Source organism: Bacillus sp. FJAT-27251 (genome assembly GCF_001273925.1).
Classification (GTDB): Bacteria; Bacillota; Bacilli; order Bacillales; family Cytobacillaceae; genus Mesobacillus_B.
In genome coordinates, this window is record NZ_LIGG01000001.1 from 1 (window position 1) to 10,826 (window position 10,826).

At 48.9% G+C, this 10,826-nt stretch carries 10 protein-coding genes and 1 other annotated feature; of the genes, 3 read left to right on the forward strand and 7 right to left on the reverse strand.

The window, feature by feature from the left end:
* Positions 1-63: 63 nt before the first annotated feature.
* Together ADU22_RS00005 and leuS are read right to left on the reverse strand one after the other, a co-directional pair.
* Entirely contained in the window at positions 64-369 is a 306-nt protein-coding gene (locus ADU22_RS00005; protein WP_053360330.1) for a rhodanese-like domain-containing protein, read from the reverse strand.
* A gap of 145 nt (positions 370-514) precedes the next feature.
* The gene (leuS, locus tag ADU22_RS00010) at positions 515-2,932 is read right to left on the reverse strand and encodes a leucine--tRNA ligase (RefSeq protein WP_053360331.1); all 2,418 of its coding nucleotides are present in this window, start codon (positions 2,930-2,932) and stop codon (positions 515-517) included.
* An 84-nt stretch (positions 2,933-3,016) separates the two neighbouring features.
* Positions 3,017-3,238: a binding site (T-box leader), on the reverse strand.
* 237 nt (positions 3,239-3,475) lie between these two features.
* On the opposite strand from leuS, the gene lutA reads away from it, so the two are divergent.
* The 3 genes from lutA to ADU22_RS00025 are packed head-to-tail and all read left to right on the forward strand — an operon-like array spanning position 3,476 to position 6,384.
* Positions 3,476-4,192, forward strand: a complete 717-nt coding sequence (gene lutA, locus ADU22_RS00015; RefSeq protein WP_053360332.1) for a lactate utilization iron-sulfur protein LutA — start codon at positions 3,476-3,478, stop codon at positions 4,190-4,192.
* A 45-nt stretch (positions 4,193-4,237) separates the two neighbouring features.
* Positions 4,238-5,668: a LutB/LldF family L-lactate oxidation iron-sulfur protein gene (locus ADU22_RS00020; protein WP_053360333.1), complete on the forward strand. Its 1,431-nt coding sequence runs from the start codon at positions 4,238-4,240 to the stop codon at positions 5,666-5,668.
* The gene (locus tag ADU22_RS00025; RefSeq protein ID WP_053360334.1) at positions 5,665-6,384 is read left to right on the forward strand and encodes a LutC/YkgG family protein; all 720 of its coding nucleotides are present in this window, start codon (positions 5,665-5,667) and stop codon (positions 6,382-6,384) included. Before ADU22_RS00020 ends, ADU22_RS00025 begins: the two co-directional genes overlap by 4 nt.
* A gap of 37 nt (positions 6,385-6,421) precedes the next feature.
* On the opposite strand, the gene ADU22_RS00030 is transcribed toward ADU22_RS00025, so the two are convergent.
* From ADU22_RS00030 to ADU22_RS24050, 5 genes are all read right to left on the reverse strand, one after another.
* Positions 6,422-7,603 (reverse strand): MDR family MFS transporter, encoded by a 1,182-nt coding sequence (locus ADU22_RS00030; RefSeq protein ID WP_053360335.1) that lies wholly within the window; start codon positions 7,601-7,603, stop codon positions 6,422-6,424.
* A 269-nt stretch (positions 7,604-7,872) separates the two neighbouring features.
* The gene (locus ADU22_RS00035) at positions 7,873-9,294 is read right to left on the reverse strand and encodes an ammonia-forming cytochrome c nitrite reductase subunit c552 (RefSeq protein WP_053360336.1); all 1,422 of its coding nucleotides are present in this window, start codon (positions 9,292-9,294) and stop codon (positions 7,873-7,875) included.
* Entirely contained in the window at positions 9,287-9,823 is a 537-nt protein-coding gene (locus ADU22_RS00040; RefSeq protein ID WP_053360337.1) for a cytochrome c3 family protein, read from the reverse strand. The genes ADU22_RS00035 and ADU22_RS00040 overlap by 8 nt, the downstream gene beginning before the upstream one ends.
* A gap of 61 nt (positions 9,824-9,884) precedes the next feature.
* On the reverse strand, positions 9,885-10,388 hold the full coding sequence (locus ADU22_RS00045) for a TlpA family protein disulfide reductase (RefSeq protein WP_053360338.1): 504 nt from the start codon (positions 10,386-10,388) through the stop codon (positions 9,885-9,887).
* Positions 10,389-10,483: 95 nt separating this feature from the next.
* A complete protein-coding gene (locus ADU22_RS24050) occupies positions 10,484-10,615 on the reverse strand; it encodes a CcmD family protein (RefSeq protein ID WP_082252744.1) in 132 nt (43 codons plus the stop codon).
* Positions 10,616-10,826 lie beyond the last annotated feature (211 nt).

Genomic DNA, 10,826 nt, shown 5'->3' on the forward strand with positions numbered 1-10,826 from the left:
TTACCGAGATAATACTATTTAAAATGCCCTCCACCAAAGGCAGAGGGCGTTTCAACAGTAACCTTATTCCACTTCCCCTTCCCAACTCATCATTCCGCCAACCATATTGCGCACTTTGTAGCCTTGCTCCTGCATGTAGTGGCAGACGTTGTGGCTGCGGCCTCCTGAGCGGCAGATGAAGATGTACTCTGTATCCTTATCGAAGGAATCAAGGTTTTCAGGGATGTCGCCCATTCTGATGTGCTTGGCGCCGGGAATCATGCCTCCTGCTACTTCTTCATCTTCACGGACATCGACGAGGGCCAGCTTTTCTCCAGCCTCAAGTTTTTTCTGAAGTTCGTCTGTTGTGATTGTTTCAATCTGACTCATATTTTTCAGCTCCTTATTTAAACCGTCTACTATTCAGCATAGAAGTTTTTCTTGTCAATTATACAAAACGGACGATCTTAAATACAAAACTCCTGACTGTAAAAGCCCCTCCGGCTAGAGGGAGGGGCTTACCTGCATTCAATCTTTAGTTCGCTACAATGTTGACAAGCTTTCCAGGTACAGCAATGACTTTTCTGACCGTTTTGCCGTCAATTTGCTCTTTAACCGCAATGTCGCCCATCGCGATTTGTTCAAGTGTTTCACGGTTGGCATCGGCAGGCACCTTCATTTTCGCTTTGATTTTGCCGTTGATCTGGATGACGATTTCAATTTCATCATCAACCAGCTTGGCTTCATCATATGCAGGCCATGCTGCATAGCTGATGGTTTCACCATGGCCAAGCTTCTGCCATAATTCCTCTGCGATATGAGGGCAAATCGGCGCAAGCAGCTTTACAAATCCTTCGATATAATCCTTTGGAAGCTCGGTCGCTTTGTACGCCTCATTGATGAATACCATCAGCTGGGAGATCGCTGTATTAAAGCGCAGGCCTTCATAATCCTCAGTCACTTTTTTCACGGTCTGGTGGTAAACCTTCTCCAGGCTGCCTGCCTCGGCACCTTCCCGGATTTTGCCGGTCAGGCTGCCATCCTCCTCGACAAACAGGCGCCATATCCGGTCAAGGAAACGGCGGGAACCATCCAGCCCGTTGGTGGACCAGGCAATCGATGCATCCAGCGGCCCCATGAACATTTCATACAGCCTTAACGTATCGGCACCATGGCTGTCAACGACAGAATCCGGATTCACGACATTTCCTTTGGATTTACTCATCTTCTCATTGTTTTCGCCAAGGATCATTCCCTGGTTGAACAGCTTCTGGAATGGCTCTTTCGTCGGCACAACACCCAAGTCGTACAGCACTTTGTGCCAGAAACGTGCGTATAGCAAGTGCAATACCGCGTGCTCCGCGCCGCCGATGTAAATATCGACAGGCAGCCACTCATCCAGCTTTTCGGCTGCAGCCAAAGCTTCTTCGTTCTTAGGATCAATATAGCGCAAGTAGTACCAGCAGCTTCCCGCCCACTGAGGCATTGTATTCGTTTCGCGGCGGCCTTTTTTGCCGGTTTCAGGGTCCACCACGCTCACCCAGTCTGCGATATTCGCAAGCGGGGATTCGCCTGTACCAGATGGCTTGATTTCGGTTGTTTTAGGCAGGACAAGCGGCAGCTGGTCTTCGGGTACAGTTGACATTGTACCGTCTTCCCAGTGGATGATCGGAATTGGCTCTCCCCAGTAGCGCTGGCGGCTGAACAGCCAGTCGCGCAGACGATAAGTCACTTTCTTCGTGCCAACGCCTTTTTCCTCAAGCCAGGCAATCATCGAAGTAATGGCTTCTTCCTTGTTCATGCCATCAAGGAATCCGGAGTTCACATGGGCACCATCGCCAGTATACGCTTCCTCTTCTACATTGCCGCCGGCAACGACTTCCTTGATTTCCAAGCCAAACTTGCGTGCAAACTCATAGTCGCGCTCATCATGTGCAGGAACGGCCATGATCGCGCCTGTACCGTAGCTCATCAAAACATAATCGGCAATCCAGATTGGCATTTTTTCACCATTAACAGGGTTTACTGCATATGCTCCTGTGAAAACTCCTGTTTTATCTTTGGCAAGATCGGTACGCTCCAGGTCGCTCTTGCTCTTGATTTTTTCGATATAGGCATCAACCGCCCCGCGCTGCTCTGCGGAAGTAATTTCATCCACAAGCGGATGTTCCGGTGCCAATACCGCATAAGTCGCTCCAAACAGTGTATCCGGACGGGTGGTAAAAACAGTAAAGGTACCATTATGTCCTTCAATGTCAAACGTGACTTCTGCCCCTTCAGAGCGGCCAATCCAGTGGCGCTGCATATCTTTAATGCTTTCCGGCCAGTCAACCTCTTCAAGGTCTTCCAATAAGCGATCGGCGTAGGCCGTAATTTTCAGCATCCATTGGCGCATCGGGCGGCGCTCAACCGGATGTCCCCCGCGCTCACTCTTTCCATCAATAACCTCTTCATTCGCCAGTACTGTTCCAAGTGCCGGACACCAGTTGACCGCCACTTCATCGATATAGGCAAGCCCTTTTTCATAAAGCTTCAGGAAGATCCACTGTGTCCATTTGTAATAGGACGGGTCCGTCGTATTGATTTCCCGGTCCCAGTCATAGGAGAAGCCCAGCGCCTTAATCTGGCGGCGGAAATTGTCGATGTTGTGCTTCGTGAATTCTGCAGGGTCGTTCCCTGTATCAAGCGCATATTGTTCAGCAGGAAGGCCAAAGGCATCCCAGCCCATTGGGTGAAGGACGTTATAGCCCTGCATCCTCTTCATGCGCGAAAGAATATCTGTTGCCGTGTAGCCTTCCGGGTGGCCGACATGCAGTCCTGCTCCGGATGGATACGGAAACATATCCAATGCGTAAAACTTCCTTTTGCCTTCATCTTCCGTTGTTTTAAAGGTTTTGTTCTCTTCCCAGTATTGCTGCCATTTCTTTTCAATTTCATGATGGCTGAAGCTCATCTTGTTTACCTCCTGATTTTAATGATCGCTGTATGGGACTGGCCAATACATAATGCCCCAAAAAACAAAAAACTCCCGTCCCTAAAAAGGGACGAGAGGATATGTATGTTCTCCCGCGGTACCACCCACATTAGTGACAAGTCACTCGCTTCGTTCATCCTTAACGCGGAATACGGCTGGCACTACTGTCAGTTCATGCCGGCGACTAAAAGGCGAGTTCATGATGGACCTGGCTGACTTGCACCGACCGTCAGCTCTCTTCGGACAGGCTTTGCACCATTACTACTCCTTTATCAACGTCTATCACTATGAAAGTATACTTATTTTAAACAATTTCGGCACAACTTGCAAGTGGCTTTCCCGAAGCGGGTCGGCAACGCTTTCCATTGCTTGAAAATTTACTGGTTATTCTATGCGGAATATTCCGATGTGTGAATACTTTTCATTTATTTCCGGAAAAGAACCAAATTATTCAGCTTTGATTGTATAATATGATTAAATTCTTGGAATTTTGCGAAATACCGATTAAGGGAGTGAATGCAGATGAAGGTTACCCTTTTTGCCACCTGCCTCGTCGATATGTTTCAAAGTGATGTAGGCAAAGCAACCGTCGAACTGCTTGAGCGGCTTGGATGCAAAATTGATTTTCCCGAGTCGCAGGTCTGCTGCGGCCAGCCGGCTTATAATAGCGGCTATGTGAAGGAGTCAAAGGAAGCAATGAAAAGAATGATTGATACTTTTGCGGATGCGGAGTATATCGTTTGTCCATCTGGTTCGTGTGCGTACATGTTCCACGAATACCAGCATGTGTTTAAAGGCGATCCCGTCTGGGAGCCAAAAGCGAAGAAACTGGCGGCAAAAACGTACGAGCTTACCCAATTCATCGTGGACGTCCTTAAAATAGAAGATGTTGGAGCCAAGCTGGACGGAAAGGCAACCTATCACACCTCCTGCCATATGACAAGGCTGCTGGGAGTCAAAAAGGCGCCGATGATCCTGCTCAGCCATGTAAAAGGGCTTGAATTCACCGAATTGCCGGGAAAAGAACAGTGCTGTGGTTTTGGCGGCACATTTTCCGTGAAAATGGCGCAGATTTCCGAGCAGATGGTCGATGAAAAAGTCCAGCATGCCGAAGAAACGGGCGCTGATTATTTAATCGGTGCCGATGCTGGCTGCCTGATGAATATCGGAGGGCGGATAGACCGCCAGGGTAAGCCGATTAAAACCCTGCATATAGCGCAAGTGCTCAACAGCCGTTAAGCTTCGGCAAAGTGTAAAAAGCAACCGAATGGAGGCGATATTCTTATGGCGATGAAAATAGGCAGTGAAGGTTTTAAAAGCCGGGTGGATAAAGGCATCAACGACACCTTTATGAGAGGGGCCGTAGCCAAGGCCCAGGAGCGGATGGGCGGACGCAGGCAGCTGGTGGTCGATGAACTGGGAAACTGGGAGGAGTGGCGTTCCCTTGGGGAAGAAATCCGCCAGCATGTCCTGGAAAACCTCGACTATTACCTCGAGCAGCTTAGCGACAATGTCGCCAGGCGCGGAGGGAATGTATTTTTCGCGAAGACTGCGGAAGAAGCAAATGAATACATACGGGGTGTGGTGACTAGCAAGAACGCAAAAAAAGTGGTCAAGTCGAAATCCATGGTCACCGAAGAGATCAATTTGAATGCCTGCCTTGAAAAGGCTGGCTGCAAAGTGGTCGAGACCGACCTTGGCGAATACATCCTTCAGGTGGATGATCATGATCCGCCCTCGCATATCGTTGCTCCGGCCCTTCATAAAAACAAGGAGCAGATTCGCGATGTGTTCACTGACAAACTTGGTTACCAAAAAACATCAAAGCCGGAGGAGCTCGCCTGGCACGCACGCGAGATGCTGCGGCAGGAATATTTAACGGCCGACATCGGGATTACCGGCTGCAATTTTGCCGTCGCCGAAACGGGCTCGTTTTCCCTTGTAACGAATGAAGGGAACGCCGACCTGGTTACCGCCCTGCCCAAAACGCAGATCACCGTGATGGGGATGGAACGGCTGGTTCCGACCTTTGAGGAAATGGAGGTCCTGGTCAGCCTCCTGACCAGAAGCGCCGTTGGGCAGAAGCTGACAAGCTATATCACCGTTTTGACAGGCCCGAGGGAAGAGCTTGATGCGGACGGCCCCGAGGAATTCCATCTGGTGATTGTCGATAATGGACGATCCAGCATCCTGGGAACAGAGTTCCAGTCCATCCTGCAATGCATCCGCTGTGCCGCATGTGTCAATGTATGTCCCGTGTACCGGCATGTAGGCGGCCATTCGTATGGCTCCATCTACTCCGGGCCTATCGGCGCGGTGCTCTCCCCGCTGCTGGGCGGCTATGAAGAGTATAAGGAACTGCCATATGCTTCAACGCTGTGCGGGGCCTGCACCGAGGTCTGCCCTGTAAAAATCCCGCTGCATGATCTTTTGCATAAGCATCGGCAAGTTGTCGTCGAAAAGGAAGGAAAAGCGCCGATTTCCGAGAAACTCGCGATGAAGGCTTTTGGCCTTGGAGCTGCTTCCCCTTCGCTGTACAAGCTTGGTTCAAAACTGGCGCCCGCAGCGATGAACCCTTTTATGACAGGAGATAAGATTTCGAATGGGCCTGGCCCTCTGAAGGCCTGGACTGAAATCCGCGAATTCCCGGCTCCAGCCAAGGAAAGATTCAGGGACTGGTATAAAAACCGGGAAAAAGGAGGGGACAAGGAATGACTGGAACCATCCAGAACCGCGATTCCTTTTTGGAGCATATCGCAAGCACGCTTGGAAGACCGCGCAGGAAAGAACCTGTCCAAAGACCGGTCTGGAAGCATCAGCCCCAGCATGAGGTCCTAAGGGATGCCACCCCTGACCAATTGGTGGAAGTTCTAAAGACACACTGCCTGAAGATCCACACCAGCCTGATCATGACCGACCTTGCCGGATTAAGTTCTGCCTTGAAAGAAACGGTAGACAGCTTTGGCGGCGGGCCAGTTGTCACCTGGAGGGATGAAAGGTTTTCCGAATGGGGCCTGAATCCCCTTTTTGCAGAGGAGTGGCCTGAGCAGGGCATTGAGTTCCACGAATGGGATTATCAGAAAGGCAGTGAAAATGTCACTGTGGCTGAAAAAGCCAATGTGGGCATCACCATCAGTGAAATCACCCTGGCCGAGTCTGCGACAGTGGTCACCTTCAGCGGCAAGGACAAAGGCCGGAGCGTCAGCTTTCTTCCAAGAACCTACATTGCCCTGATCCCGAAAAGCAGCATCGTACCGCGCATGACCCAGGCCGCAATTAAAATGAGGGAAATGCATCTTGAAGGTAAACCTGTATCCTCCTGCATCAATTTTATTACCGGGCCAAGCAACTCGGCCGACATCGAGCTGAACCTGGTGGTCGGTGTCCATGGTCCTGTAAGAGCAGCTTATATTGTCATTGAGGATCTATAAAGCTTAAAAGGCTGGCTCCGCACGGGAAGCCAGCCTTTTAGTGTGCCTGAGCCTGTAATACTTGTTCCTTCAGTTTCCTGTCATACACGATGGTCGTGAACATGGCGCCAAACAGCAAAAGGATCAGGACGGTAAATAGCGCCGGCATCCCATGGAAGTCAACAAGCATGCCCCCAAGCAGCGGACCAATCATTCTGCCGCCTGTCGCCGTACTGTTGACGATTCCCTGATAAAATCCTTCCCGTCCCTTCGGGGCAAGAGAATCCGCTATAGTCGGCACGGCAGGCCATATCAGCATTTCGCCGATTGTCAGAATCGCCATTGCCGCAAGGAATCCTGAAAACTCCCTTGCGCCGGAAGCCACAATGAAAGAACCGACGAAAATGAACATGCCGACAAGGATCTGCACCTTGAGATTCCTTTCAAATGGCTTGACCAGCCTGTTGATGAGCGGCTGTGCCAGTACGATCATCGCCCCATTGACTGTCCAGAGAATGCTATACTGGCTTATCGTAATACCCAAATCCCTTGTGTAGGCTGAAATGGTCGACTGCCATTGGACATATCCAACCCAGCAGAGCAGGTAGCCGGCACAAAGAATCAGCAATGCGTACAGCTTATCATGGTTTTTGACCGGCCCATTTTCCTGAAGGATATTGCTGTGGGCGGACTGGACCTGGATGCCCCGGTAGCCGAACACGGCAATTGCCAGGAATACAAGGTACAAAAGGGCGTTGGCCATAAAGATCATCTGGAAGGAATACGAAGCAACAAGGCCGCCCAGCGCCGCACCAACCGCGACCCCAAGGTTCTGGGCAACATAGATGGCATTGAACGCCTTTCGCCCGCCTTCCTTCCAGACAGATCCGGCCATGGCATACATGGAGGGAAACACAATTCCCGAGCCGAAACCGATAATGATTAAAAAGACGATATACTGCGGCCAGCTGCTCCAAATTGTCAGTCCAAACAAAGCAAGGACAGTAATGACAATACCGAGCAAGATGGATTTGTACCCGCCAATTTTGTCAAACAAAGATCCGCCTACCAGATTTCCGGCCACACTTGCGGCTGAATTGAGCATTAGCACGATTCCGGCAACGGATAGGGACTTTCCAAGATGTTCATGAATATATATTGTATTTAAAGGCCATAAAAACGATGAGCCTGTTACATTTACGGCCATACCAATAATCAGCAGCCATAAGGCTCTAGGCATAAAAGTCTCTCCCTGCTTAAAAAGAATTTGATCAACCTCCGTAATTTTAGGCGTTTTTGCATCATGTTGCAAGATGGAAACCTACAGTCCCAATAATAAAAAAATACTGCAAATTGACCGCTCGCTTCTCTCCCCTTCTTTAAGCGTTTTTTTCCTTAAGCAGAACAGAAACTAATTGCCTTGACACCCGAAAAAAATCCTGGCAAACTAAAGAAAACACTGCGCAAACCCCTATTTGCACAGTGTTTTCTGATTAAACTTTTTTCTTTTTATTTTGGCTGTTGTGCCGGGAAATAGTCGTTGATCGCTTTTTCCTTCTTCTTGAAGTTGTCTGTTTCTTCGGACACAGCCTTCTTTACTTTTTCAATTTCCTCATCCAACTCCTTGATATCCACGCCTTTTTTGACCAGCTCTTCTGTCGCAAGCTTGATTGCGGCGAAAGATTCCTCGGACGAAATCTTCAAAGTATCCATGGCGCCCTGCGGATTATGGAAGCCGGCTGAGCTTTCAGCTGCTACGATATCCCAGAACCATTGGGCTTTGCGTACATGCTGCTGCGCTTCTTTAATTTTTTCCTCACTTACTCCCGATGTGATCATTTTATTTATATAGTAATGAGAGGTAATCGAGATGTCTTCGGCCTTATGAAGAGCCTCCATATGTGTTTCCTGGATTTCACCTACACGGCTTTCCAGCTCATCAAGTTCCCTGTTGCTGTGGCAAGTGGCACACGATTGTTCCATTGTTTTAAGCGGTGAAGTCCACCAGTGCGAACTGATTTTCTTTTTGCCGTCCGCCCGGTCGTAAGGCATATGGCAGTCGGAGCATGTAACGCCTGCTTTTCCGTGCGGGCCTTCCATATGGGTTTCAAAATCCGGATGCTGCGATTTGAGAATTGGCGTTCCGGATACGTTGTGGATCCAGTCCTGGTTGAAACCCTCTTCCTTTGCTGTCGTTTCGTAGTATGCAAACATATCCTCCGGTTTGAATCCATTATCCCACGGGAAGGTTACTTCGCCGTTTCCTGCATCAAAGTAGTATTCTACGTGGCATTGTCCGCAAACATAATTTCTCATATCATTTTTTGTTGGGCTGGACATGTCAACACCCTTTGCTTCCATTGCTTTTGTAAAGCTTGGGCGGGTGATGCGGAGATCCATTGTCTGCGGGTCGTGGCAGTCGGAGCATCCGATTGGAGAATGTCCCATTGACTCGGCTTTCGGCCAGATATCGGCATTGAAATTGCCGCCCCAGTAATCGTCGCCCATTTCCTCAATCATATGGGGAACAGCTGTAGATTTGCAGGTTAGGCAGGATCCGATTGACTTGTCTGTAATCCTGGCAACATCCCTTATATCCTCAAGCGCATAAATATGGCCGCGGTCTTCATTGTACTCGGTCGCAAATCCATATCCATTGAACAGGATCGGCAAGTATGGCTCCTTGTCAGGATCAAATTTGCTGCGCTTTACCGAGCCGCTGTACGTCGTATCTTCCATTTTTTCATTTTTCATGTAGCTGTCATATTGAAGCGGGAACAGATCCTTAAATGCTTCGTTGCTGATTTCATCTGCGCTGAGTCCGGTGGAAGCTGTAGCAGCCGTCTCTTTTTCTTCTGAGCTCGAGCAGCCGGTAATCATCAGCATGACAGCGACTAGGAGCATAGATGCCCATTTAAAATTCCTAGCCATTGTTCAAAGTACCTCCCTTATTTTCTAAAAGCTCACCTGGTTTCGCAGGCTTAAAATAATCCTCGGTTTTAAAGTCGCTGCCATGCGGTACTGCCTGGTGACAGCTTGAGCAGCTATCCTTGGCATCATGCGCAACATTGTCCAATGTACTCTTGTGGCAATCGATGCAGTTCTGGTTGATGACCTCCGTCGAGTTGTCTGTCGCATGGAGAACTTTTGGAATCTTGGATTCACCCAGTGTATTGAAGTACACGTGGCCAATACCCGCTTTCGCCTTATTGGTATACTTATTAACCAGGGTATCATGCGGCAAATGGCAGTCACTGCAGGAAAGCTCTGCATGTGTCGAGCTGGCAAACGAGTCATGGACATTATTCATTATATGGCAGCTGCTGCAAAATTCCGGTGAATCCGTGTAGGCAAGGCCTTTCACCGTGACAACCGAAACGATGATTCCCGTCAATACCCCAACAAATAAAAGCATTCTTTTATCGAGCGATAAGAACTTTTTTAACGCTCTTTTTATCATTCTTTTCACCTCCCCTGGATGCAAATCTATCTATTAAAACACAAATGTGCCTTAATCTTGTTCAGGAAGCTTTTTCTTCAATTAGTTCCACCAGGCGCTTTTTCGTTGTTGGCCCAGTGAACCTCTCGACCACCATTCCATCCTTGTTGATGATAAGGGTGTCAGGCTGGCCGATGACGCTGTATTCATTCGAGGTTTCTTCTTTTGTATCCAGGAGATAAAGAAGTTCCGAATTGCTTTCAGCAATATACTTTTCCATTCGCTTCTTCGACTCGCCCTTGGCGATGATGATTAGCTTGGCATCTTTGTATTCCTTTCCAAATGCTTCAAGCTCCGGAGCTTCATCAATGCATGGCTGGCACCAGGTGGCAAAAAAGTTCAGCACCACGGTCTCGCCTTTAAAATCGGATAATTTATATATGTCCCCGTTGATATCCTTCAGTTCAAATTCGATTGCCTCGTCGCCAGGATTGGCGGAAACTTTCTCTCCCAGGCCATCCATAAGGAAGCCAATCACACCAATTGCGGCGATGATGACGAAAATCGGTACGAGCTTCTTGCCCATCCACTTCACCCGCTTTTTTTCATATTGTAGCGGAAGTGGCTGCCCGCTTCCGCCTTATGCAAACTCTCCAGCTTTGGTGCCAGGAATCTGCGCTGTTATTGTTCCGAGTTCCATTCTTCAAGCTGCTGAATTTCTTTTTCGAGCTGCTTTTGCCTTCTGCCAAGCACGACCACGTAACCTGCGACTAGTGCCCATATAGCTGAGTATCCCATGAATAAGTAATCCATTATTAGTGCCTCCTTTTAAATTAAGGGCTTTGTAAAATTTGTTTGTTGATTTGCGCTCCAGGCACTCGCTTTCCGCGGGCGTGCCTTCCGCTCCAATCAACAGCTTTAAAATCAGTGTCCTTTAACAGAGCCATTTTTAAAATGTTCTTGTTGTCCAGCTCCGCCTCCTAGCCCCTCGGGTCATAAGCCATTCTCCGCCAGAAGTCAAAGA